At 73.2% G+C, this 23,805-nt stretch carries 19 protein-coding genes and 1 pseudogene; 5 read left to right on the plus strand and 15 right to left on the minus strand.

The window, feature by feature from the left end; translation table 11 throughout:
- Positions 1-248: 248 nt before the first annotated feature.
- A complete protein-coding gene (locus ACZ62B_RS24595) occupies positions 249-2,345 on the minus strand; it encodes a SpoIIE family protein phosphatase (RefSeq protein ID WP_468723791.1) in 2,097 nt (698 codons plus the stop codon).
- 146 nt (positions 2,346-2,491) lie between these two features.
- Between ACZ62B_RS24595 and ACZ62B_RS24600 the strand changes: the two genes are divergently transcribed.
- Positions 2,492-3,913 carry a lipase maturation factor family protein gene (locus ACZ62B_RS24600; protein WP_344556896.1) on the plus strand — a complete coding sequence of 474 codons (1,422 nt, stop codon included), beginning with the start codon at positions 2,492-2,494 and terminating at the stop codon, positions 3,911-3,913.
- Here ACZ62B_RS24600 and ACZ62B_RS24605 read toward each other — a convergent pair.
- The 4 genes from ACZ62B_RS24605 to ACZ62B_RS24620 are packed head-to-tail and all read right to left on the minus strand — an operon-like array spanning position 3,901 to position 7,866.
- Positions 3,901-4,743 carry an amidohydrolase family protein gene (locus ACZ62B_RS24605; RefSeq protein WP_344556895.1) on the minus strand — a complete coding sequence of 281 codons (843 nt, stop codon included), beginning with the start codon at positions 4,741-4,743 and terminating at the stop codon, positions 3,901-3,903. The two genes, ACZ62B_RS24600 and ACZ62B_RS24605, sit on opposite strands and share 13 nt — an antisense overlap.
- Complete coding sequence (locus ACZ62B_RS24610) at positions 4,740-5,720, minus strand: aldo/keto reductase (RefSeq protein WP_344556894.1); 981 nt, start codon at positions 5,718-5,720, stop codon at positions 4,740-4,742. Before ACZ62B_RS24610 ends, ACZ62B_RS24605 begins: the two co-directional genes overlap by 4 nt.
- Complete coding sequence (locus tag ACZ62B_RS24615) at positions 5,717-6,472, minus strand: SDR family NAD(P)-dependent oxidoreductase (RefSeq protein ID WP_344556892.1); 756 nt, start codon at positions 6,470-6,472, stop codon at positions 5,717-5,719. The genes ACZ62B_RS24610 and ACZ62B_RS24615 overlap by 4 nt, the downstream gene beginning before the upstream one ends.
- Positions 6,469-7,866 (minus strand): enolase C-terminal domain-like protein, encoded by a 1,398-nt coding sequence (locus tag ACZ62B_RS24620; protein ID WP_382051969.1) that lies wholly within the window; start codon positions 7,864-7,866, stop codon positions 6,469-6,471. The genes ACZ62B_RS24615 and ACZ62B_RS24620 overlap by 4 nt, the downstream gene beginning before the upstream one ends.
- A gap of 122 nt (positions 7,867-7,988) precedes the next feature.
- On the opposite strand from ACZ62B_RS24620, the gene ACZ62B_RS24625 reads away from it, so the two are divergent.
- Entirely contained in the window at positions 7,989-8,690 is a 702-nt protein-coding gene (locus ACZ62B_RS24625) for a FadR/GntR family transcriptional regulator (protein WP_344556888.1), read from the plus strand.
- Between the two features lie 5 nt (positions 8,691-8,695).
- On the opposite strand, the gene ACZ62B_RS24630 is transcribed toward ACZ62B_RS24625, so the two are convergent.
- The gene (locus ACZ62B_RS24630; protein ID WP_469692069.1) at positions 8,696-11,716 is read right to left on the minus strand and encodes an alpha-mannosidase; all 3,021 of its coding nucleotides are present in this window, start codon (positions 11,714-11,716) and stop codon (positions 8,696-8,698) included.
- 82 nt (positions 11,717-11,798) lie between these two features.
- Positions 11,799-12,227, minus strand: a complete 429-nt coding sequence (locus ACZ62B_RS24635; protein WP_469692070.1) for a DUF3291 domain-containing protein — start codon at positions 12,225-12,227, stop codon at positions 11,799-11,801.
- A gap of 85 nt (positions 12,228-12,312) precedes the next feature.
- On the opposite strand from ACZ62B_RS24635, the gene ACZ62B_RS24640 reads away from it, so the two are divergent.
- On the plus strand, positions 12,313-12,984 hold the full coding sequence (locus ACZ62B_RS24640) for a MerR family transcriptional regulator (protein WP_344556881.1): 672 nt from the start codon (positions 12,313-12,315) through the stop codon (positions 12,982-12,984).
- Between the two features lie 201 nt (positions 12,985-13,185).
- Entirely contained in the window at positions 13,186-13,581 is a 396-nt protein-coding gene (locus ACZ62B_RS24645; protein WP_344556879.1) for a VOC family protein, read from the plus strand.
- Between the two features lie 29 nt (positions 13,582-13,610).
- Here the strand turns inward: ACZ62B_RS24645 and ACZ62B_RS24650 are convergent, their stop codons facing one another.
- The 7 genes and pseudogenes from ACZ62B_RS24650 to ACZ62B_RS24680 all read right to left on the minus strand — a co-directional run bounded on the left by ACZ62B_RS24650 (position 13,611) and on the right by ACZ62B_RS24680 (position 21,156).
- The gene (locus ACZ62B_RS24650; protein WP_107425205.1) at positions 13,611-13,784 is read right to left on the minus strand and encodes a hypothetical protein; all 174 of its coding nucleotides are present in this window, start codon (positions 13,782-13,784) and stop codon (positions 13,611-13,613) included.
- Between the two features lie 525 nt (positions 13,785-14,309).
- Positions 14,310-15,803, minus strand: coding sequence for an SDR family NAD(P)-dependent oxidoreductase (locus ACZ62B_RS24655; protein WP_344556876.1), 1,494 nt, complete (start codon positions 15,801-15,803; stop codon positions 14,310-14,312).
- 106 nt (positions 15,804-15,909) lie between these two features.
- Positions 15,910-17,337, minus strand: a complete 1,428-nt coding sequence (locus ACZ62B_RS24660; RefSeq protein WP_344556874.1) for a wax ester/triacylglycerol synthase family O-acyltransferase — start codon at positions 17,335-17,337, stop codon at positions 15,910-15,912.
- A gap of 235 nt (positions 17,338-17,572) precedes the next feature.
- Positions 17,573-17,923: pseudogene (locus ACZ62B_RS24665) on the minus strand (glycoside hydrolase family 2); the annotation flags it as partial.
- 15 nt (positions 17,924-17,938) lie between these two features.
- Positions 17,939-19,159 (minus strand): glucose-1-phosphate adenylyltransferase, encoded by a 1,221-nt coding sequence (gene glgC, locus ACZ62B_RS24670; protein WP_344556873.1) that lies wholly within the window; start codon positions 19,157-19,159, stop codon positions 17,939-17,941.
- A 51-nt stretch (positions 19,160-19,210) separates the two neighbouring features.
- Positions 19,211-20,362 carry a glycogen synthase gene (gene glgA / locus ACZ62B_RS24675; protein ID WP_344556872.1) on the minus strand — a complete coding sequence of 384 codons (1,152 nt, stop codon included), beginning with the start codon at positions 20,360-20,362 and terminating at the stop codon, positions 19,211-19,213.
- Between the two features lie 38 nt (positions 20,363-20,400).
- Positions 20,401-21,156 (minus strand): (2Fe-2S)-binding protein, encoded by a 756-nt coding sequence (locus ACZ62B_RS24680; protein WP_469692073.1) that lies wholly within the window; start codon positions 21,154-21,156, stop codon positions 20,401-20,403.
- A 210-nt stretch (positions 21,157-21,366) separates the two neighbouring features.
- On the opposite strand from ACZ62B_RS24680, the gene ACZ62B_RS24685 reads away from it, so the two are divergent.
- On the plus strand, positions 21,367-22,494 hold the full coding sequence (locus ACZ62B_RS24685; protein ID WP_468886062.1) for a DMT family transporter: 1,128 nt from the start codon (positions 21,367-21,369) through the stop codon (positions 22,492-22,494).
- Here the strand turns inward: ACZ62B_RS24685 and ACZ62B_RS24690 are convergent.
- Complete coding sequence (locus tag ACZ62B_RS24690) at positions 22,484-23,785, minus strand: transglycosylase family protein (protein ID WP_468886061.1); 1,302 nt, start codon at positions 23,783-23,785, stop codon at positions 22,484-22,486. The two genes, ACZ62B_RS24685 and ACZ62B_RS24690, sit on opposite strands and share 11 nt — an antisense overlap.
- Between the last annotated feature and the right edge of the window lie 20 nt (positions 23,786-23,805).

Consider the following 23,805-nt stretch of genomic DNA (forward strand, 5'->3'; position numbering starts at 1 on the left):
CGGTCGGCTCCGCCCGCCACACGGCCACCGCGCCACGGCTCACCGCCGTACCGGAGCCGCCCGGCACGGCACCGCCCCACACCGCCGGCACCGCCCCGGGACCGGCCGGCTCCCGGGGCGGCACGCACTCCGCGCGGCCCCGCCGCCGCGGCACGGCGACCGCGGGGCTCACCCGTGCGCGCGGTGCTTCCCCCGCCGTGCCCGCGGGAGCCCCGGGACCGCACCGACGGTGCGGCACCCGCGCGTGCTCAGGCCGGGTCGGGGTCCTTCGCCACCACGAACTCGCTCCACACGCACTTGCCGCCGCCGCGTGCCTCCACGCCCCACACGTCCGTGAGCGTCTCGATCAGGAGCAGGCCCCGCCCGGAGACGCCCGACTCGCCCGCCTCCCGGCGGCGCGGCAGGGCGCTGGAGGAGTCCTCGACCTCCACCCGCACGCGCCGTTCGCTGCCGGTGAGGGCCCGCAGGGTGACGACCGCGGAGCCCTCGGTGTGCATCAGCACGTTGGTGATCATCTCGTCGGCGACCAGCTCGATCTCGTCGGCCCGCTCCCCCGCGCCCCAGGCGCCCGCCGCCGTACGGATCATGCGCCGGGTCTCGGCGAGCGCCTCCGGATCGCCGGGCGTCACCCGCTGCTTGAGCCGGCCGCCGGGCCGCGCGCCGTCCGGGGCGCGGCGGCGCAGCAGGAGCAGTGCCACGTCGTCGCCGCCGCCGCGTTCCCCGGCCACGTCGATGAGCCGGTCGGCGAGGTCGCGCACGTCGTCGGGGCCGGCGGCGACCAGCGCCGCGAGGGCCTCCATGCCGTCGTCGAGGTCGGCGCCGGGCTGCTCGACCAGGCCGTCGGTGCACAGCAGCAGGGTGTCGCCCGGATCGAGCTCCATCGTGCCGACCGGGTAGTCGAGCCGCCCGAACTCCGCGGACAGGCCGAGCGGCAGCCCGCCGGGGACGAGGACGCGCCGGCAGGAGCCGTCGGTGCGGCGCACCAGCGGGTCGAGGTGGCCGGCCCGGACCACCTGGAGCACACCGGTGGACAGGTCGGCCTCGGCGTAGAGGCAGGTCGCGGAGCGGTCGGTGTCGAGCTCGTCCAGGAAGACGGAGGCGCGGGCCATCACGGTGGCCGGCGGGTGGCCCTCGGCCGCGTAGGCGCGCAGCACGATGCGCAGCTGGCCCATGACGGCGGCGGCGTGCGTGTCGTGCCCCTGGACGTCGCCGATGACGGCGCCCACCCGGCCTCCCGGCAGTGGGATCAGGTCGTACCAGTCGCCGCCGATGTCCCGGCCGAGGGAGCCGCCGATGGTGGCGGCGCGGTAGCGCACGGCGAGGTCGGCGCCGGGCACGCTGGGGATGGTGCGCGGCAGCATGGCCTGCTGCAGCCCCTGGGCGAGGTCCATCTCCTGCTCGTAGAACATCGCGCGCTGCAGGCTCTGGGAGATGCTGCTGCCCAGGGCGACGAGGATGTTGCGCTCCTCGGCGGTGAAGCCGCGCCGGTCGCTGTAGAGCAGCCCCATCGCGCCGATGGGACGGGCCTGGACGATCAGCGGCAGATAGGCCGCCGAGGTGATGTTCAGCCCGGTGATGCCCTGCCACAGCCCCGGATAGCGCTCGGCGAACTCCTCCGGGGAGTCGATGAAGCACGGGCTGAGGGTGCGCACCGCCTCGCTCATCGGGTACGGCTCCTCGATCCCGGTGACGTCGGTGCCCGGTACGAAGCTGCCCGCGGGGCCCTCCGCGATGAGCCGGATCCTGCCCGCCTCGACCAGACCCATCACGAGGCTGGTCGCACCCAGATGGGTGAGGCCGTGGGTGTCCTTGAGGACGTCTATGACGTCCTGCACGGTGCGGGCGTGGGCGAGGGCGGCGGTGGTGAGCTGGACGACGTTGGTCTGCTGTCGGCGGATGTCCTCCTGGGCGGCCTGCACGCGTCTGGCCTCGCCGTCGCGGAGCTCCTGGGTGGCGTCCCGGACGATGCCGATGATGCGTCGGGGCCTGCCGGACCCGTCACGGCGGATGTAGCCCTGGGTGTGGGTCCAGCGCAGGGAGCCGTCGCGGCGGCGGAGGCGGAAGTAGGCGCCGTAGTTCTCACGGCCGTCCCTCAGCGCCTCCGCCACGGCGGCGTCCAGGCGCAGGGCCTCGCCGGACGGGACCCGGCTCCCCAGGGTCTCGGGCCGGTCGTCGTACTCGTCGGGGCGCAGGTCGAAGATCTCGTGCGCCTGGGCGTCCATCTGCATCACCCCGGCGTCCAGGTCCCAGTCGAAACTGCCCATGCGGTTGAGCGCCAGGATCGGATCCGGGTGGTCCGGCCAGTCGTCCGGGAGAGACAGGGGGCTCGCTCCCCGATCAGCCATGGGCCCACCTTGCCAGGGTTCACGCGATTCTTCGACCGCTGGACGCCGTCCGCGCGCCTCTCGTCCGCGGGTCGCGCGGCCCGCCCGGTGGTATACGGAGAGTCACGTAGGTGTCGGCGGGACGAGGCAGGAGGGAGCGTACGGCCGTGGAGTGGTTCACCGCGTCCGAGTACTGGACGGGCCGGCTGGTCTTCCAGCGGGCGCTGGCCGGGCTGTATCTGGTCGCGTTCCTGACGGCGGCGCTGCAGTTCCGTGCGCTGATCGGGGAGCGCGGCATGCTGCCGGTGCCGCGTTTCGTGGAGCGGGTGCCGCTGCGGAGGTCGCCGAGCCTGTTCCACTGGCACTACTCGGACCGGTTCTTCGCGGGGTGCGCCTGGGCGGGCTGCGCGGTGTCGGCGGCGCTCCTTGCGGGGCTGGACTCGCTGCTTCCGCTGTGGGGCGGGATGCTGCTGTGGCTGGTGCCGTGGGCGCTGTACCTGTCGGTCGTCAACGTGGGGCAGACCTGGTACTCGTTCGGCTGGGAGTCGCTGCTCCTCGAGGTCGGGTTCCTGGCCGTGTTCCTCGGCAACGACGAGGTGGCGCCGCCGGTCGTGGTGCTGTTCCTGCTGCGGTGGATCCTGTTCCGGGTGGAGTTCGGCGCGGGGCTGATCAAGATGCGCGGCGACGAGTGCTGGCGGAAGCTGACCTGCCTGGACCACCATCACGAGACCCAGCCGATGCCGGGGCCGCTGAGCTGGTTCTTCCACCGTCTGCCGAAGCCGCTGCACCGCGTCGAGGTGGCGGCGAACCACGTCACCCAGCTCGTCGTGCCGTTCCTGCTGTTCGCCCCGCAGCCGGTGGCCTCGGTGGCCGCCTCGCTGATGATCGTCACCCAGCTGTGGCTGGTGCTGTCCGGCAACTTCGCGTGGCTCAACTGGATCACGATCGTGCTGGCCCTGCCGGCGGTCGCGTTCCCCTCCGATCCGCCGGCGGTGCCCGGCGCGCCCCTGTGGTACGTGGTCGTCGTCCTCGCGGTGTCCGCGCTGCTGCTCGGCCTCAGCTACCGGCCGGTGCGCAACATGCTCTCCCGCCGCCAGGTGATGAACCGCTCCTTCGACCCGCTGCACCTGGTCAACACCTACGGGGCGTTCGGCAGCGTCAGCCGGGTCCGGTACGAGGTGGTCGTGGAGGGGACGGCGGACGAGGTGCCCCGCAAGGACGCCGGCTGGCGGGAGTACGAGTTCAAGGGCAAACCGGGTGATCCTCGGCGCTGGCCGCGGCAGTTCGCGCCGTACCACCTGCGGCTCGACTGGCTGATGTGGTTCGCCGCGCTGTCGCCCGCGTACGCGGGTCCGTGGTTCGGCGCGCTGGTGGAGCGGCTGCTGGAGGGCGACCGGGACACGCTGAGACTGCTGCGACGCTCCCCGTTCCCTCCGGACGCGCCGCCCCGGCACATCCGCGCCCGCCTCTTCCGCTACCGCTACACGACCTGGCGGGAGCTGCGGGAGACGGGCGCGTGCTGGGAGCGGACGTACGTGCGGGAGTTCCTGCCGCCGACCCGGCTGACGGGGCCGGCTCAGAGGCCGTAGACGCGGGTGGCGGTGGTCTCGAAGAGCTGACGGCGTCCGGTGGCGTCGAGGCCCCCGGTCAGCGCCCGCGCGGTGGCGAGGACGTCGCCGTACGCCGCCGCGAGGGTGCAGACCGGCCAGTCCGAGCCGAACATCAGCCGGCCGGGGCCGAACGCGTCCAGCACGACGTCGGCGTACGGGCGCAGGTCGTCGACGGTCCAGGAGGCCCGGTCGGCCTCGGTGACCAGGCCGGAGAGCTTGCACACCGTGTTGGGCAGCGCGGCCAGGGCGCGGACGCCGGACGCCCAGGGTTCGAGCGCGCCCGAGGCGACGGGCGGCTTGCCCAGGTGGTCCAGGACGAAGGTGAGCCGGGGCAGCGACCGGGCCGCCGCCACACAGGCCGGCAGCTGGTGGGGCAGGACGACCAGGTCGTAGACCAGGCCTGCCTCGGCGACGGCGGCGAGCCCGCGCCGTACGTCCGGGCGCAGCAGCCACTCGGGGTCGGGTTCGCCCTGGACCTGGTGGCGGACGCCCTTCAGGTACCGTCCGCCGGGCAGTTCCCGCAGCCGGGCCAGCTCGTCGGCGGTGTCGGGGCGGGTGAGGTCGGTCCAGCCGACGACCCCGGCGACCGGCTCGTGGGCCCCGGCGAGGGCCAGCAGCTCGGGGGTCTCCTCGGGGACGGTGACGGTCTGCACCAGGACGGTGCGGGCGACACCGGCCGCGCTCGCCTCGGGTGCGAGGTCGGCCAGAGTGAAGTTCCGCCGCAGCGGGCGGAGTTCGGGGCCGGTGATCCAGTCCTGGTCGCGGACGGACAGGTCCCAGACGTGGTGGTGCGCGTCGACGACGGTCACGTCGGCTCCCCTTCGGGCGGCAGCAGGCCGGTGCCGCGCAGTTCCCGCCAGAGGGAGTCGGGGACCGGGGCGGCGAACTGGTCGGCGCAGTCGTGGACTTCGGCGGCCGATCGGGGACCGACCAGTACGCTCGCGACCGCCGGATGGGCGGCGCAGAAGGCCAGTGCGGCGGCGCGCAGGGTGGTGCCGTGCCGTTCGGCGGCCTCCCTCAGCCGCAGGGCGCGGTCCAGCAACTCGGCGGGCGCGCGGGTGTAGTCGTACGTCGCGCCCGGCCTCGGGTCCGCGAGCAGCCCGGAGTTGAAGGCACCGCCGATGACGACCGATCTGCCGTGTTCCCGGGCGGCGGGCAGCAGGTCGGTCAGGGCGCTCTGGTCGAGCAGGGTGTGGCGGCCGGCGCACAGGACGACGTCGACGTCGGTGTCGCGGACGAAGCGGGTGAGCATCGCGGTCTGGTTCATGCCGGCGCCGATCGCCCCGACGACGCCCTCCGAGCGGAGCCGCTCCAGGGCCGGGTAGCCCTCGCGGAAGGCCTGTTCGGCGTGGTCGTCGGGGTCGTGGAGGTAGACGACGTCGACACGGTCCAGGCCGAGGCGTTCCAGGCTCGCCTCCAGGGTGCGGCGTACGCCGTCGGCGCTGAAGTCCCAGACGCGGCGGTGGGTGGCGGGGACGGCGAAGCCGTGGGCGAGGTCGTCGCCGCCGGTGTGCGCGACGGGTTCGAGGCGGCGGCCCACCTTCGTGGACACCGTGTACGCGTCGCGCGGGTGCTCCCGCAGGGCCGCGCCGAGTCGGCGTTCGGCCAGGCCGAGGCCGTAGTGCGGGGCAGTGTCGAAGAAGCGGATGCCGCGCTGCCAGGCGGCCCGCACCGTCTCGTACGCCGCCTCCTCGCCGACCTCGGTGTACAGGTTGCCGATGCCGGAGGCGCCGAAGGCCAGGGCGGTGACCTCGACGCGGCTGCGGCCGAGCCGGCGGGGGTTCACCGGTTCTCCGGGCGCGGCCGCAGTCCCTGCATGCCGCCGTCGACGGCGAGGGCCGTGCCGGTGGTGGCGCCGGACAGCGGGCTCGCCAGGTGGGCGACGGCGCCCGCGACCTCGGCGGCCGAGACCAGGCGGCCGGTGGGCTGGCGGGCCTCCAGGGCGGCGCGTTCGGCGGCCGGGTCGTCGGCCGCGTCCAGCAGCCGGCCGATCCAGGGGGTGTCGACGGTGCCCGGGTTGACGCAGTTGACGCGGATGCCCTCGCGGACGTGGTCGGCGGCCATGGCGAGGGTGAGGGAGTACACGGCGCCCTTGGTGGCGCTGTACAGGGCCCGCTGCGGCAGCCCTGCGGTGGCGGCGATGGAGCAGGTGTTGACGATCGCCGCGTGCGCGGAGGCGCGCAGGTGCGGCAGGCAGGCGCGGGCGGTGCGGACCATGCCGAGGACGTTGACGTCGAAGACGCGGTGCCATTCCTCGTCGGAGTTGGTCTCCACGGTTCCCCGGGCGCCGACGCCGGCGTTGTTGACCAGTACGTCGAGGCCGCCCAGGCCGTCGACGGCGGCGGCCACCGCCGCGCGCACCGAGGCGTCGTCGGTGACGTCGGCGCGGTGTCCGGTGAGGGGCTCACCGACCGACGACGGGTCGAGATCGAGGACGGCCACCCGGGCGCCGCGCTCGGCGAGGAGTTCCGCCGTGGCCCGGCCGATGCCGGAGGCGCCGCCGGTCACCAGGGCCGTCAGGCCCTCGAAGTCGTTCATACGGCCCGCTCCTTGTCCTTGTCCTTGTCCTTGTTCTTCTGTGTGTCCGGGTCTGCGGCCCAGAAGTCGCCGTCGGGATAGGTGTAGCGCGCCAGGGACTCCGGTCGCACGGCGGCGGAGAAGCCCGGCGCGAGGGGTGCCGTGTAGTGGCCGTCGCGGATCACCACCGGGTCGAGGAAGTGGTCGTGCAGATGGTCGACGTACTCGATGACGCGGTCCTCGGTGGTGCCGGTGAGGGCCACGTAGTCGAACATCGAGAGGTGCTGGACGAGTTCGCACAGGCCGACCCCGCCGGCGTGCGGGCACACGGGGACGCCGTACTTGGCGGCGAGCAGCAGGATCGCCAGGTTCTCGGGGACCCCGCCGACGCGGGCCGCGTCGATCTGGACGATGTCGACGGAGCCGGCCTGGAGGAGCTGCTTGAAGACGATCCTGTTCTGCGCGTGCTCGCCGGTGGCCACCTTCACCGGGGCGACGGCGCGGCGGATCGCCGCGTGGCCGAGGATGTCGTCGGGGCTGGTGGGTTCCTCGATCCAGTACGGGTCGAACGCGGCGAGGGCCCTGGTCCAGCGGATCGCCTCGTCCACGTCCCAGCGCTGGTTGGCGTCGATCGCGATGCGCACGTCCGGTCCGACGGCCGCGCGGGCGGCCCGGCAGCGCCTCAGGTCGTCGTCGAGGTCGGCGCCGACCTTGAGCTTGATCTGCCGGAAGCCGTCGGCGACCGCCTGTGCGGCGAGCCGGGTGAGTTTGTCGTCGTCGTAGCCGAGCCAGCCGGGCGAGGTGGTGTAGGCGGGGTAGCCGCGCTCCAGCAGCAGGGCGGTGCGCTCCTCGGCGCCCTCCCGGCCGCGGCGCAGGAGGGCGAGGGCCTCCTCGGGGGTGAGGGCGTCGGTGAGGTGGCGGAAGTCGATCTGGCGCACCAGCCAGGCGGGGTCGGCCTCGGCGAGCAGCCGCCACAGCGGCTTGCCCGCGCGTTTGGCGGCCAGGTCCCAGAGGGCGTTGACGACGGCCCCGACCGCCATGTGCATCACGCCCTTCTCGGGTCCGAGCCAGCGGAGCTGGCTGTCGCCGGTCAGGTCGCGGTTCAGGAGGGAGGGGTCGGCGCAGAGTTCGTCGGCGGACCGCCCCACCACGTGGTCGCCGAGCGCCCGGATCGCGGCGACCTGGACGTCGTTGCCCCGCCCGATGGTGAAGGCGAACCCGTGCCCCTCGTGTCCGTCGGCGGCGTCGGTGCGCAGCACGACGTAGGCCGCCGAGTAGTCGGGGTCGGGGTTCATCGCGTCGGAGCCGTCGAGTTCGCGCGAGGTGGGGAACCGGACGTCGTAGGTGTCGACGGCGGTGATGCGGGCGGGTCGCGGGGGCACGGAGGACCTTTCGACGGGGGCCGGAGATCGCATATTTATCAGACCACTCGCCGATGAGAACACCCTTCGAGCGCGTCTGTCCCGCCATCTGACCGAATTTGGTCCGACCACTTCCGTCGTTAGACTGCGGCGCATCCGGTGAGTGGAGGAATGGCGTGGAGGAGACGGCCCCGCAGAAGGGCACGGTGACGCAGCGCGCCATCGAGCGGATCACGGCGATGATCCGCGAGGGTGAACTGGAGCCCGGCGAGCGGCTGCCCACCGAGCGGGAGTTCGCCGCCCGGCTGGGCATCTCCCGCAGTTCGATGCGGGAGGCGGTCCGCGCGCTCACGGTGCTGGGAGTGGTCGAGGCCCGGCACGGCTCGGGCATCTACGTCACCCGACTGGAGGCCGGGGACCTGCTGGAGACGTTCGGGGTGGTGGCGGATCTGTCCCGGGGGCGGCAACTGGTCGAACTGCTGGAGGTGCGCCGCGTCCTGGAGTCGAACGCGACGGCCCTGGCCGCCGCCCGGATCACCCCGGACCGGCTGGCCGAGGTCGAGAGGCACCTGGCGGCGATGAACGCCACCGACGATCCGGAGGAGATCCTCGCCCACGACCTGGCCTTCCACCGTGAGATCGCGGCGGCCGCCGGCAACGGGACGACGGCCGCGATCCTGGAGGGCCTGTCCTCCCGCACCTTCCGGGCCCGGGTCCGGCGCGGCTACCAGGAGGAGGACGCCTTCGCCCGCACCCGGCGCGAGCACGCCGCGATCCACCGCGCCCTGGCCGCCCGCGACCCGGAGGCGGCGCGGGCGGCGGCGGCCGCGCACGTGGGCGCGGTGGAGGAGTGGCTGCGCGCCCGGCTGGAGGACTGAGCCGGTCAGGCCCGCTTCAGCCGCAGCGTCATCAGCTGGAAGGGACGCAGGCGTACGGTGATCCGGTCGCCGTCGAGCGGAGGCGCCGAAGTGTCCGCCAGCGGGCGTTCCAGCAGGTCGGTCACCTCGACGCCGGCGGCGGCGAAACCGGTGGTGAGCGTGGTGCGGGCGCGGGCGCCGTGGGCCTCGTGGAAGCGGACGACGACGTCACCGCTGCCGTCGTCGGCCAGTTTGACCGCCGTGATCACGACCGCGTCCCGGTCGGCCGTCACCAGCGGGGCGATCTCACCGGCCCCGGTGAGCCGCCGCTCGGGCAGATTGATCCGCCAGCCCTCGCGCACCGCGTCACCGATGGACGCGCCCGGCACCAGTGCGTGCCGGAAGCGGTGCACGCCCTGGTCGGTCTCGGGGTCGGGGAAGCGCGGGGCGCGCAGCAGGGAGACGCGGACCGTGGTGGTCGTACCGCCGTCGCCGTCGGTGCGCACCGTACGGCTCACATCGTGGCCGTACGTCGAGTCGTTGACGACCGCCACGCCCCAGTCCGGCTCCTGGAGGTGGACGAAGCGGTGGTTGCACGCCTCGAACTTGGCGGCCTCCCAGGAGGTGTTGGTGTGGGTGGGCCGGAAGAAGTGCCCGAACTGCGTCTCGGATGCGTACCGTTCGGCGTGCAGGTCGAGCGGGAAGGCGAGCTTGAGGAACTTCTCCGTCTCGTGCCAGTCGACCTCGGTGTCCACCACGAGCCGCCGCTCCCCCGGCGGCAGCGTCAGCACCTGCGTGACCCGTGAGTCGCCGAAGGAGCGGACGATCCGCACCGAGACGCCGTCCTCCCCTCGAGTGACCTCGTCCGCCTCGGTGAGATCGGTGACCGTGTTGCGGTAGAACTCGTCGACGTCCCAGGCGTCCCACATGTTCGGGAGGTCGGGGTGCAGTTGGAGGAGGTTGCCGGCCCGGCCGGGGGCGATGGTCTCGCGGTCGGCGTCGATGTCGTGGGCGGAGACCACCAGGCCCCGGGCGTCGATCTCCACCCGCAGCAGGCCGTTGTCGAGGACGTGACCGCCGCCGGGGCGCGCGTCGAGCGTCGTACGGCCCTCGGCGGACGCCGGTCCCGCGCCGCCGGCCGGGACACCCGCGCGGGTGTGCGGGGCGGCGTTGAAGACCAGCGGGAGTGTCCCCTCGCCGGCCAGGGCGCGCTGGGCGGAGTCGATGACGCCGTTCAGTTCGGCGGTGATCCGGGCGTAGGTGGCGCGGGCCTCGCGGTGCACCCAGGCGATGGAGGAGCCGGGCAGGATGTCGTGGAACTGGTGCAGCAGCACCGTCTTCCAGATCCGGTCCAACTCCTCGTAGGGGTAGGGGAATCCGGTGCGTACGGCGGCCGTGGCCGCCCACAGTTCGGCCTCGCGCAGCAGGTGCTCGCTGCGGCGGTTGCCCTGTTTGGTGCCGGCCTGGCTGGTGAGGGTGGCCCGGTGCAGTTCGAGGTACAGCTCGCCCACCCAGACGGGTGGTTCGGGGTACTCGGCCTCGGCCTTCGCGAAGAACGCGGACGGTGTCTCCCAGGTCACCGTCGCCGAACCCTCCAGGTCCCGCAGCCGGGCCGCCTTGGCGACCATCTCGCGGGTGGTGCCACCGCCCCCGTCGCCCCATCCGGTGGGCGCGAGGGAGCGGCGGGCCGCGCCCTTGTCCTTGAAGTTGCGGACGGCGTGGGCGATCTCGGCGCCCCTCATGGAGCAGTTGTAGGTGTCGACGGGCGGGAAGTGGGTGAAGATCCGGGTGCCGTCGACGCCCTCCCAGTGGAAGGTGTGGTGGGGGAACTTGTTCGTCCGGGACCAGGAGATCTTCTGCGTCAGCAGGTACTTGGAGCCCGCCGCCTTGATGATCTGCGGCAGTCCGGCGGCGAAACCGAAGGTGTCCGGCAGCCAGGCCTCGTCGTTCTCGACGCCGAACTCGTCGAGGAAGAACCGTTTGCCGTGCACGAACTGCCGGGCCATCGCCTCCGATCCGGGCATGTTGGTGTCCGACTCCACCCACATGCCGCCGGCCGGCACGAACCGCCCGTCGGCCACCGCCTTCTTCACCCGCGCCCACACCTCGGGCCGGTGCTCCTTCACCCACGCCCACTGCTGGGCCTGCGACATGGCGAACACGAACTCGGGTTCGTCGTCGAGCAGGGCCGTCATGCTGGCCGCCGTACGGGCGACCTTGCGCACGGTCTCGCGCAGCGGCCACAGCCACGCCGAGTCGATGTGCGCGTGGCCGACGGCGCTGACGCGGTGGGCGGAGGGGACGGCGGGGGCGGACAGCACCTCGGTGAGGCGTGCACGGGCCCGCTCCGCCGTGCCGTTCACGTCCTGGAGGTCGACGGCGTCCAGCGCCTTGTCCACCGCCCGCAGGATCTCCCAGCGGCGGGGCGAGTCGGCCGGGAGTTCGGCCATCAGCTCGCCGAGCACCTCGAGGTCGATCACCAGCTGCCACACGTTCTCGTCGAACACGGCGAGATCCATGCGGGCGAGGGTGTACTGCGGTGCGCCGCCCGCGGTCTCCTTGTCGCCGAGCGGGGTGGGCAGGAAGGGGTGGTACCCCAGGATGACGGGGTTGGAGGCGGCCTCGATGTGCAGGCGCACCTCCTCCCCGCCCTCGGCGGGCGCGCCGACGCGCACCCACTGGTTGCGGGGGTTGAGGCCCTTCACGGGGGTGCCGTCGGGCCGGTGGACCAGGCCCTCGCACTGGAAGCCGGGCATGTTCTCGTCGAAGCCGAGGTCGAGGATCGCCTCCACGGTCCGCCCGGCCCAGGCCTCGGGCACGGTCCCGGTGACCCGGAACCAGCTGGTGCCCCAGGGCGCGCCCCAGCGGGTGCCCACCTCGACGGGCTCGGGTTCGGCCGCGAGGCCCTCGGCGACGGGCACGGGTTCGCCCGGGGCGTGCCACACCGCGACGTCGAGGGGCACGGACTCGGGGTACACGGCGGGGCGGAGGCGCTCGTCGAGGACGCGCTTGAGGCGGGCTTCGGCCAGGGTGCGGTCGTCATGCATACGGGGCGCTCCATGGGTGCGGGCGGGTGGTCACCAGGGGTACGAATCCCCCGGCGCGCACCCGCTCGAACCAGGCCGCCGTTCAGCGGGGGGCGCCGTGCCCGTCCGGGGCACCGGCCTGCGCCTGTGCCTCCAGGCGGCGCTTGGCGTCGTTCCAGTCGATCGGCAGCCCGTCGACGGGCACCTCCCAGAAGGTGAACGTCGAGTCGCGCATCGTCTCGCGCACGCCGGTCATGACGCTCTTGTGCGGTTCGGTCCGGGCGTAGGCGTAGAGCGCGTCCCGGCTCTCCCACGCGGACAGCGTGTAGAAGACCTTGCCGAACGGCCGGGCCTCCAGGGAGGCGCCGAGGGCGCCGGGTGCCTTGCGGACCTGGCCCCAGGCGGAGAGGGACTTCCGGAAGAAGCGCGGGACGTCCTTCAGCGACCGCACCTCGAAGCGGGAGGCCATGACGAAGGCGTGGGTGGTGTCGGGGCCCACCGGGTTCGGCGTGACCCAGGGAAGAGTAGGCACGGTAGTCTCGCCTCCATAGTTGGACAGTGACACTATCCATATTAGACAGTGACGCTATCCAATGCCAGGGGAAAGTGGGAAAAACGTGAGGATCTCGGAGCTGAGCCGCCGCAGCGGGGTGCCCAACGCGACGATCAAGTACTACCTGCGCGAGGGGCTGCTGCCGCCCGGCCGGGCGACCGCGGCGACCCAGGCCGAGTACGACGAGACGCATCTCAGGAGACTCCGCCTGATCCGCGCGCTGACGGGGGTGCGGGGCCTGTCCGTCGCCTCGGCCAAGCAGGTCCTGGACGCCATGACCGAACACCGGGGCGACACCCACGAACTGCTCGGCATCGCCTTCGGCATCCGGCCGCCCGACGGCGGCACGCCGGCCGGGGACGAGGGGGAAGGCGAGGGCGAGGCCCTCGCCGAGGCGAACCCCGAGGCCGCCGCCCTGGTCGACGCGATGGGCTGGTCGGTCTCCGCGCGGAACCCGGCCCGGCAGGTCATCGACGAGACGCTGCGGACCCTGCGCTCACTGGACGTCGAGTACGGCTGGGAGGCGCTCCTCCCCTATGCCGAGCTCGCGGAACGGACGGCCCGGCACGACCTCGACAACCTGGAGACGGTCACGGACCCGCTGGAGAAGGCCGAGCGGGCGGTGCTGCTGACCTTCCTCCTGGAACCGGCGCTGATGGCCCTGCGCCGGCTCGCCCAGGAGAACGAGTCGACCGCGCGCCACGGCGGGGACGGGCACACCCCGGCCCGGCCGTGACGGCATTGCGGTGATCGATCGCGAGGGTCTAGGGTCGGCCGGGTGACTGCCGGGTCGGCCATGGGCCATTCACGTAAGGCGCTCCCGGCCTCGGTGTGAGGCCGGTGCGGGGCGCGCCCCCGCTCGCGCGCGCCCGTGGCCCGCCCCTTCTCCGCGTGTTCCCTCCCCTCACGGAAACCGACACCGGAGACGAATCCAGCCATGTCCGCAGTACAGCACGTCCAGTTGAACCACACCGCCGTCTACGCCAGTGACCGCCGGTACTCCGCCGAGTTCCTCGCCGGGATACTGGGACTGGAGGTCGGCGCCCCGTTCGGCCCGTTCCTGCCGGTCGACCTGGGCAACGGCGTGACCCTCGACTACTACGAGAAGCGGGACGAGCCGGTCCAGGGCCAGCACTACGCGTTCCTGGTGCCCGAGGAGCGGTTCGACGCCATGATCGCGCGTCTGGAGGCGGCCGGGGTCACCTACTACGCGGACCCGGGCCACACCGAGCCCGGCAGGGTCAACGACCTCTTCGGCGGACGCGGCGCCTACTTCGACGACCCGGACGGCCACAACATGGAGATCATGACCCGGCCCTACGCCCGGCCGTAGTGACGGGGCGCGCCCGCCCGCACGTGCCGTCAGTCGACGCTGGGCAGGATGTGGGGCTCGGCGAGGTCGTCCTCGTAGCCCGCGAGGCGGATCGGGGCCGAACGGGCCCACACGTCGAGACTGCCGAGCTCTCCCGGCCGGCGGGCGGCGCGCTCCGTGCGTTCCTCGGGGCGCTGATCGCTTTTCGTCTGCTCCGGTGTCACCGCGCACTCCTTATGTGTCGGTCACCCTCGGGACGTACTGCGTCGGCCCTGCGCCTGGCGTCCGACGTCCGCTCGGGTCTGAAGAGAAAACCGTTCGGACGCGGTGGCGCCGGCGACTCGAGGGAGAGCAGGCCGTTGTGAACCGGCTGGTCCCATGACGGACCGTGGGTGCGGGTAGAACCCTGAACTGCTGTCCGTCCGGATCAGAGTAACCAAATGAGCGACCCCCCGCTCGATGGGGCTCAAAACTGACGGTAACAATCCCGCGTCGGACGGTGCTCGATAGGCCGGAATATGTCCCTATTTCCGGATGAGCGCGACTGACTGTATTCACCCGTTCGAAGTACATCGACGTCGGCGCTTTCGACCGGGCCGCGCGGCCGGGGGCCCGGTTCGGATCCCGTCGGCCGGCACGCGGCACGGTCCGCCGCCGCACGACGACGGCCTGCTCCCGGGAGGCCCGGCGCGTGGAGCCGCGCACCGCCGCGCCGCGGCCGGGCGCCCCAGGGGCACGGCCGGCCGCCCTCACCACCGGCCTGGCGCGTAGTCCTTCATGAAGACGCCGTACAGGTCCTCGCCCGCCTCGCCGCGCACGATCGGGTCGTAGACGCGGGCCGCGCCGTCGACCAGGTCGAGCGGGGCGTGGAAACCGGCGTCGGCGAGGCGCAGCTTGTCGAAGTGGGGGCGCTCGTCGGTGATCCAGCCGGTGTCGACCGAGGTCATCAGGATGCGGTCGGCGTCGAACATCTCCTGCGCGCTGGTCCGCGTCACCATGTTCATGGCCGCCTTGGCGGCGTTGGTGTTGGGGTGGCCCGCGCCCTTGTAGCCGCGGTCGAACACGCCTTCCATCGCGGAGACGTTGACGACGTACGCGCGCCCCGTGGACGCGCGGCGCGCGGCCTCGGCCATCGCCGGACGCAACTTGCTGATCAGGATGAACGGCGCCGTGTAGTTGCACAGCTGGGTCTCCAGCAGCTCCACCGGGGAGATCTGCTCGATGGTCTGGACCCAGGTGTTGGTGTCGACGACGTCGGGGAGCAGGCCGCCCGCGTCGATGGCGGTGCCCTCTCGGTGCCGGACCACGCTGGCGTTGCCCGCGACCAGGGCGAGGTCGGCCACCTTCTGCGCTTCGAGTCCGCTGACGCCGACGGGCAGCGCGGTCAGTCCGTCGACCGCGCCGGAGTTGAAGGCGCCGATGACGTGGTGGGCGGGCAGCTCACCGGCCGGCAGCGGGGCACCCTCGCCCTCGACGAGCGCGGCGTACGCGGACGGCAGCCGGCGTACGGTCTGGGTGGCGTTGTTGATCAGGATGTCGAGCGGGCCCTGCTCGGCGACCCGGTCGGCCAGCGCGACGGCCTGGGCGGGGTCGCGCAGGTCGATGCCGACGACCTCCAGGCGGTGCATCCACTCCGCGGAGTCGTCCATGGCCTTGAAGCGGCGGATGGCGTCCTTGGGGAAGCGCGTGGTGATCGTGGTGTGGGCGCCGTCGCGCAGCAGTCGCAGCGCGATGTACATGCCGATCTTGGCGCGTCCGCCGGTGAGCAGCGCACGCTTGCCGGTGAGGTCGGCGCGGGCGTCGCGCCGGGCGCGGTTCTCGGCGGCGCACTTCTGGCAGAGCTGGTGGTAGAAGTAGTCGACCTCGGTGTAGCGGGTCTTGCAGGTGTAGCAGGAGCGGGGGCGCTGGAGTATCCCCGCGATCTTGCCGGGCTCGACGCGGGAGGACGGCAGGATGCCCTCGGTCTCGTCGTCGATGCGCTCGGCGGAGCCGGTGGCGGTGGCCTCGGTGACGGCCTTGTCGTGGGCGGTCTTGGCGGCCCGGCGCTCCTGGCGGCGGCGCTGCTTGACCGTGCGGTAGATGTGCGAGGTGGCCCGGCGGACCAGGATCGCGTCCGGGTGGTCGACGTCGAGTTCGTCGAGTTCCCGCAGCACGTCGAGGCAGACGGCCAGCCGCTCCGGGTCGATGCCGGGCCCGTGCGCCACCGCGTCCATGGCCTCGGGGCCGTCCTGTGTCACCGTCATCGCCGCTGCCGTTTCCCGCTCTGCTTCTCGCGGCGCTCCGTTCGCGCACGCTGTTCGAACGGCGGATTTTACTTCAGCGCGGGGCCGCGGCACCAAACCGGATGCGTCAGTGATCGCAGACGGCGGTCAGCGCCGTCACCTCCTCGGTCAGCGCGCGGGCCAGCCGGTCGAGGTCCGGGACGGCCGCGCCGTCGGCGACCAGCCCGTAGTGGACGCGTCCGCGGTAGGTGGAGACCGCGACCGCGAGGGAGTGGCCGGGGGCCAGCGGCGCGAGCGGGAAGACGGCGCCGAGCGGGTCGCCGCCGAGCCGCAGACCGAAGCCGGGCAGCGGCACGCTGGTGACCAGGACGTCGAACCAGAGCCGGGCCGCCTGGCCGAGCAGCGGTCCGCCGAGCCGGTGGCCGAGCGGCGGCACGTGCTCGGCGAGCAGGGCGACGGCGCCCGCGCCCCGGTGCGGACCGGCGTCCTTGTTGCGGTCCATGGCGGTGCGCACCAGCGCGAGCCGGACGAGCGGGTCCCGCTGGTCGACGGGGAGCCGCAGCAGGTACCCGGAGAGCCGGTTGCCCTGCGGGTGCGCGGTGCGCGGCCGGCGCCGGGAGACGGGGATGAGGGCGCGGGGCGCGACGCCCTCGCTGCCGTCGCCGCGCTCGTCGAGCCAGCGGCGCAGGGCGCCCGCGACGACCGCGATCGTGACGTCGTTGACGGTGCCGCCGGCGCTCTTGCGGATCCGGTGCACGTCGTCGAGGTCGACGACCGCGCCGGCGGTGCGGCGGGTGCCGCTGGGCGCGCAGGTCAGCGCGGGTGAGGAGCGCACGTCGAGGGTGGAGCGGGCGACGGCGGCGCCGATGTCCAGGGCCCGGCCGGCGTCGGACAGGGCGTCCCGGACGAGGCCGGGCACCTCGCGCACGTCCGGGAGGAGCCCGCGCGGGGGCTCGGCGGGGCGGGGCCGTGGTGCGGGGAGGTCCATCGGGTCCATCAGCGCGGCGGCGAGGGTGAGGGCGCGCAGCCCGTCGGCGAGCGCGTGGTGGAACTTGAACAGGACGGCGAAGGAGGTGCCGTCCTCCCCCGGCAGCACATGGGCCTCCCAGGGCGGCCGGGTGCGTCGCAGCGGGCGTCCCATGAGCCGTCCGGCGGCGGTGTGGAAGTCGGCGGCCGGGGGGTGCAGCCGTACGTGGTCGAGGGGGTCGAAGCCGGGGTCGGGTTCGCGGGCGGCGCCGCCGAAGGCGAGGGAGCGGCGCAGGGCGGAGGCGAGCGGTTGCCGCAGCGCGGCGGTCAGGGGCTCACCGGGCGCCGGCCAGGTGCGTCGGAGCGCCGACAGCGGCCGCCGCAGGGTGAGCGGCTGCCAGGTGTCGCGGATGCGCATGCGCAGTCCGGGCACGGCGGCGGCCCGGGACGCCAGCAGATCGGCCGCGTGGGCCGCCGCGGAGGGCGAGCCGGCACGGAAGACGCCGAGCGCCGCGAGGTGCATGGGATGACCGGCGGACTCGATGTTCCAGAACGCCAGGTCGAGAGGGGCGAGCGGATCTGCGGTCATGGGCGGGGCCTCGTGTCGACGACGGGAACGGATCAGCAGTCAATCGCTCCCGGCCGATTACGGTCAAGTACGATCTGGCTACACATAGTTAACATCATGTGACGTCTTCGCCCCTCCCGCCGGGGCCGGGAAAGGGCGGAAGGGGAGTGACGGACGGGGCTGCCGCGGCGCGATCGCCGCCTCACGGGTGACGGACGCCACCCGGACGGGCGCGGCCCGCCGGAGGAACGGTTCATCACGCGGCGCCCTCCGCGACCGGGCGGACCGTGGGTCGTGGGTCGTGGGCCGTGGGTCGTGGGGCGTCCCGGATCAGGACTTCGCGGACGGCCTTCACCCGGGCCACGTCCGGCTTCGGCACGCGCCGGTCGTGGGCGAGCAGACCGTTGAGCCCGCCCTCGGCGTCCGTGATCCGGGTGCGGACGGCGCCGTCGCCGCCCCGGCACACCGGCGTGCGCACCTCGTCGGGCTTCATGAGGCGGTCCCCGGTGCGGGTCGCCGGGCCGACGTCGGCGTACGACCGCCGCACGGACCGGGCGTGTCCGGGCACCGCGAGGCCGAGGCCGCCGCGCCCACCGCCGACCGGGGCCTCTCCCTTTCACCGCTACGGCACGAGCTGTCCCTTGCCGAGCGCGATCACGCCGCTCTTGGACACCGTGTACAGCTCGGCGTCCCGCTCCGGGTTGACGCCGATCGTCGCGCCCGGCGGCACCTCGACGTTCTTGTCCAGCACGGCGCCGCGCACCACCGCGCCCCGCCCGATGTGCACGTTGTCGTGCAGCACCGAGCCCTGCACCACGGCCCCCGGATCGACGACCACGCCCGGCGACAGCACGGACCGGGTGACCTGGCCCCGGATGAGGCAGCCGGCGCTGATGATCGACTCGCTCGCCATGCCGCCCGCGTTGAAGCGGGCCGGGGAGAGCTGGCCGGAGTGCGTGTAGATGGGCCACTGCCGGTTGTAGAGATTGAACGCGGGGCGCTCGGCGATCAGGTCCATGTGCGCCTCGTAGTACGCGTCCAGCGTGCCGACGTCCCGCCAGTAGCCCTGGTCGCGGCTGGTCTCGCCGGGCACGTGGTTGGCGCTGAAGTCGTACAGCGCGGCCTCGCCCCGCTCGGTGAGCTGGGGCAGGATCGAACCGCCCATGTCGTGCACCGAGTTCTCGTCCTCGGCGTCCCGGTGCAGGGCCTCGATGAGCGCCTTGGTGGTGAAGATGTAGTTCCCCATGGAGGCGAACACGCACTCGGGGTCGTCGGCCAGTCCGGGCGGGTCGGCGGGCTTCTCCAGGAAGCGGTCCACGGACTGTCCGTCGGAGCCCGGCGTGATCACACCGAAGGCGGAGGACTCCGAGCGCGGCACCCGTATCCCCGCCACCGTGACCCCGGCCCCGCTCTCGATGTGCTGGGCGAGCATCTGGCGCGGGTCCATGCGGTACACGTGGTCGGCGCCGAACACGGCCACGTACTCGGGCCGTTCGTCGTAGACCAGGTTCAGCGACTGCAGGATCGCGTCGGCGCTGCCCAGGTACCAGCGCGGGCCGAGGCGCTGCTGGGCGGGGACCGGGGTGACGTAGTTGCCGAGCAGGCTGGACATCCGCCAGGTGGTGGTGATGTGCCGGTCCAGCGAGTGCGACTTGTACTGCGTGAGCACGCAGACGCGCAGGATGTCGCCGTTGACCAGGTTGGACAGCACGAAGTCGACCAGGCGGTACGTGCCGCCGAAGGTGACCGCCGGTTTGGCGCGGTCCGCCGTGAGGGGCATCAGGCGCTTGCCCTCGCCGCCCGCGAGCACGATTCCCAGGACCGAAGGACCTCCACGACGCACGGCCGCTCCCCTCACGCCGAATTTTCCCAACACTGCCCCGGACGGGCGGGACTAAGCCTGTTTGAGGATCTCCTCGTAGAGCCCGGCCGTCCGGCGGGCCACCGCGCCCCAGCCGAACTCCGAGACCGCGCGCTCCCGGCCCGCCTCGCCCATCCGCCGTGCCGCCTCCGGATCGCCGAGGACCGAGTCGAGCGCCCGCGTGAGGCCCGCCTCGAAGTCGTCGTCCGCGTCCACGAGTACCCCCGTTCCGCCGTCCGCCACGACCTCGGGAATCCCGCCGACCCGGGAGGCGACCACGGCGGTGCCGCACGCCATGGCCTCCAGGTTGACGATGCCGAGCGGCTCGTACACCGAGGGGCAGGCGAACACGGCGGCGTGCGTCAGGAGCTGGATCACCTCGGGCCGCGGCAGCATCCGCGGGATCCAGTGCACGCCCTCGCGGACCCGGCTCAGCTCCTCGTACAGCTCGCGGAACTCCCGGTCGATCTCGGGCGTGTCCGGGGCGCCGGCGCACAGCACGACCTGCGCGGCAGGGTCGATGCCGCGCACCGCCCGCAGCAGCTGGGGCACGCCCTTCTGCCGGGTGATCCGGCCGACGAACAGCACGTACGGGCGGGAGCGGTCGAGACCGATCCGGTCCAGGGCGTCGGTGCCCGGGTCGGGACGGTACAGGTCCGTGTCGATGCCGTTGTGCACGACGTGCACGCGGGCGGGGTCCAGCGCCGGGTAGGAGGCGAGGATGTCGTCGCGCATGGCGCCGGAGACGGCGATCACCCCGTCGGCCGCCTCGACGGCGGTGCGCTCGGCCCAGCTCGACAGGTCGTAGCCGCCGCCGAGCTGCTCGGCCTTCCAGGGGCGCAGGGGCTCCAGGGAGTGGGCGGTCATCACGTGCGGGATGCCGTACAGCAGCTTGGCGAGGTGGCCGCCGAGGTTGGCGTACCAGGTGTGGGAGTGGACGAGGTCGCGGCCCTGGAGGGCGGCGGCCATGGCGAGGTCCACGGAGAAGGTGCGCAGCGCGTCGTTGGCGCCGTCGAGCGCGCTCCAGGGGCGGTGGCGCAGCACGCCGTCCGTCCGGCCCTCGCCCCAGCAGTGCACCTCCAGGTCCACCAGGGACCGCAGTTCCCGGGCGAGGAACTCCACATGGACTCCCGCGCCGCCGTACACGTCCGGGGGGTACTCCCGTGTCAGCAGTCCCACTCGCACCCGTGAACCCCCTGTCTGAGCGGACGTTGTCTTCATGGTCACCCAGATGGGGCGCGTGGGGAAGAGCGGGGCGGCCGTGCGAGGCAGCAGTCGCCGCAGACGCCCCCGCCGGGCACCCGGTAGTACAGACAGCAGCTACGGCGCCGGAAGGCGGTGCCCGTGAGGGTTCCGGTCCCGGCGAGCAGCGGGTGCGCGAGGAGTTCGGCCGCCAGGAGGCGGGCGCGGGCGGCGGCGTCCGTACGGCCGTGGCGGCGCCCCCAGCGGTCCAGTTCCCGGGCGGCGCCCGCGAGCGCGGAGGCGGCGTTGCCGCGCAGCAGGCCCGGTGCGAGGCGGTGGCGGGCGCGCAGGGCCGCGGCGAGGGGTTCCAGGTGGCCGTGCAGCACCAGCTCCGCGACCGTCGCCGCGTCGCCGGGCAACGGCCGTACCTCCGTCAGCCACAGGTCGTCGGGGGCGCTGCCCTCGGGGTCCCAGCGCAGCAGCGGCGGGGCGAGGTCGGGGACGGCGCCGTACAGGACGGCGGAGCCGAGGGCCACGGACCACAGGCGGGCGGCGAGCCCCTGCTGGGCCACCGACGCGGCGACCCTCGCCTCGGGGGTGCGCAGGGCACCGGCGACCCGGCGGACCCGCGAGGTCAGGAAGTCGCCCTGAACATCCGGGAGCCGCGGTCCGTATGCCTGGGCGAGCGTGGGCAGGCGGCGGTCGGCCACTCCTGCCGTGCGCAGTACGAAGAAACCACCGAGGCGGTGAAGGGCGGTGAGAGACGGGTCGAGGTCCACGACGTGCAGTAGTACCAAGGCCCCTAGGGGTAGCGACCAGGGGCCCTCCGCCCTGGGGCACCCACCCTGGGGATGACGGGGTCGCCGTCGTACTCCATCGGCAGTAGGACTCATTGAGTGCTCAGGGACGACGACGGGAACACTCCGACACGGCATCGTGTTGGTTATGAAAGCCGACCGTTCGCCGTGCCGGGCCCACCGCCCCGGCCTCACGCAGAGGAGCAGCCGATGAGCGCCCTCGCGTTGTCCGTGCTGCTGTCGTTCGTCTCTGCCGTGGCGTACGCCGGTGGAGCGATCGTGCAGGAGCAGGTCGCGGTCTCCTCGCCCGGCGCGCAGCAGTACGCACCGCTGCGCCGGCCGGGCTGGTGGGCGGCGGTCGCGCTCAACGGCCTCGGCGGACTGCTGCACGTGGTGGCGCTCGCCTACGGTCCCCTCAGCCTCGTCCAGCCCCTGGGCGCGCTGACCATCGTCTTCGCCCTGCCCATGGCCGCGCTGTTCGTCGGCCGGAAGGCCGGGGCGACCGCGTGGCGCGGCGCCCTCATGGCGACGATGGGTCTCGCGGGACTGCTCTCCCTGGTCGGCGCGTCCGACGCGCAGTCGCTGGACACCGCGCAGCGGGTGGCGGCGGCGCTGGGGACGGCCGGGGCGGTCGTGGCGCTGATGGTCGCGGCCCGCGCCGCGCACCGGCATCCCGCGGTGCGCAGCATCCTGCTGGCCACCGCGTCCGGTGTCGCGTTCGGTATGTCCTCCGTCTTCACCAAGACCGTCGCGGTCGACTGGACCGGCGGGGTCTCGGCGGCGGACCTGCCGTCCCTGGCGGTGATCGGCGTCCTGGCCACGGCCGGCATGCTGCTCTCCCAGGCCTCCTACCGGGGCGCCGGCCTCGCGGCCCCGCTGGCCACGCTGACGGTGGTGAACCCGGTGGTGGCGGCCGCGGTCGGCATCACGATGTTCGGTGAGACCTTCCGCTACGGCACGACGGGCACGGCGCTCGCCCTGAGCTGTGGCGTGGTGGCGGCCGGCGGTCTGATCCTGCTCACGACGGAGCGGCTGGCGCGCGAGCACCAGGAGGCGCGGACGGCGGAGGACTCCGTACCGGAGCCCGCGCCCGAGGCGGTTCCCGCGGGGGCCGACGAGCAGCCGACCGCCGACCCCACCGACCCCGCCGAGCGGCTGCTGGCCGCGCTCGAACTCCCCGAGGACGTACGGCTGCCGGCCCCCGTGCCGGCACCGGGCGGCGCGCCGGACGACGCGGATTCCGCCCCGGTGCCGCTGGTGTCGTACGCGCCCTTCTACGGCGCCCCGTACGTGCCGGTGGCGGTGGTGGACCGGCGCAGGACGCGGGTCACATCCTGACGCCGCCCGCCCTCAGGTAGGCGACCGGGTCGATGTCCGATCCGAAGCCGGGCCCCGTCCGCACCTCGAAGTGCAGATGCGGGCCCGAGCTGTTCCCGGTCGAGCCGGAACGGCCGATGCGCTGGCCCGCGGCGACGGACTGCCCGTTCTTCACGGAGATCGCCGACAGGTGCGCGTACTGGCTGTAGCGGCCGTCGGCGTGCCGGACCACCACCTGGTAGCCGAACGATCCCTCCCAGCCCGCGCCGACGACGGTGCCGGCTCCGACCGACTTCACGGACGTGCCGGTGGGGACGGGGAAGTCGACGCCCGTGTGGTACCCCTTCGACCAGGCGGATCCGGCCTTGTGGTACGGCGTGCCGAGCGCGGCGCTGACGGGGGCGACCAGACCGCCGGTGGTCTTGGTGGCACGGTCCGCACGGTCCTCGGTGCGCTGGGGGGAGGCTTTCTTCTCAGCCTTCTTCTCGGCCTTCTTCTCGGCCTTCTTCTCAGCCTTCTTCTCGGCCTTCTTCTCGTTCTTCTTCTCGGTCTTCTCTTCGGCCTTCTCGGCTTTTCCGGCTTTCTTCCCGTCCGACTCGGCCGGTTTCCCGGCCGTCTTCGTCGTCCCGTCGGGCAGGGCGAGCCGCTGGCCCGGAATGATCAGGTCGGGGTCGCCGCCGATGGTGGAGCGGTTGGCGTCGTACAGCTTCTGCCAGCCGCCGCCGACCCGTTCGCCCGACGCGATGCCGGAGAGGGTGTCGCCGCGGACGACGGTGTACATCTCGGCGCGGCCCGCGCGGGACTGGGGTGTGGTGTGCGGTTTGACGTCCTCGACGGAGGACCCGCCGGTCTTCTTGCCGTTCTTGCCGTTCTTGCCGCTCTTCTCGTTTCCGTCCGGCTTGTCGGTGGCCGGCCGGATGTCGGGGGTGTCGCCGCCCCGGGTCAGCCCGGCCCGTACCGAGCACACCGGCCAGGCGCCGGGCCCCTGCCCGTCGAGGACCTTCTCGGCGACGGCGATCTGCTGGTCCTTGGTGGCCAGATCCGCGCGCGGCGCGTACCGGGTGCCGCCGTACGCCTCCCAGGTCGACCGGGTGAACTGGAGCCCGCCGTAGTACCCGTTGCCGGTGTTGATGTCCCAGTCGTTGGTGGACTCGCAGGCGGCGACCTTGTCCCAGGTCTCCACGTCGGCCGCCTGGGCGGGGCCGGCGCCCAGCAGCGGGAGCGCCATTCCGGCGCCGCCCGCGGTGACGGTGAGCGAGGCCCGGTTGATCCTGTTCGGCTGATACCGGCGGTGCCGGCCGCGCACGGCCATGGAAATCCCCCTCGACAATG

Source organism: Streptomyces sp. NPDC053426 (assembly GCF_055585405.1).

Coding starts and splice junctions, on each gene's coding strand:
- ACZ62B_RS24595 (WP_468723791.1), bottom strand. CDS start 2,345: ATGGCTGATCGGGGAGCGAGCCCCCTGTCTCTCCCGGACGACTGGCCG.
- ACZ62B_RS24615 (WP_344556892.1), bottom strand. CDS start 6,472: ATGAACGACTTCGAGGGCCTGACGGCCCTGGTGACCGGCGGCGCCTCC.
- ACZ62B_RS24620 (WP_382051969.1), bottom strand. CDS start 7,866: ATGCGATCTCCGGCCCCCGTCGAAAGGTCCTCCGTGCCCCCGCGACCC.
- ACZ62B_RS24630 (WP_469692069.1), bottom strand. CDS start 11,716: ATGCATGACGACCGCACCCTGGCCGAAGCCCGCCTCAAGCGCGTCCTC.
- ACZ62B_RS24645 (WP_344556879.1), top strand. CDS start 13,186: ATGTCCGCAGTACAGCACGTCCAGTTGAACCACACCGCCGTCTACGCC.
- ACZ62B_RS24655 (WP_344556876.1), bottom strand. CDS start 15,803: ATGACGGTGACACAGGACGGCCCCGAGGCCATGGACGCGGTGGCGCAC.
- ACZ62B_RS24660 (WP_344556874.1), bottom strand. CDS start 17,337: ATGACCGCAGATCCGCTCGCCCCTCTCGACCTGGCGTTCTGGAACATC.
- ACZ62B_RS24685 (WP_468886062.1), top strand. CDS start 21,367: ATGAGCGCCCTCGCGTTGTCCGTGCTGCTGTCGTTCGTCTCTGCCGTG.
- ACZ62B_RS24690 (WP_468886061.1), bottom strand. CDS start 23,785: ATGGCCGTGCGCGGCCGGCACCGCCGGTATCAGCCGAACAGGATCAAC.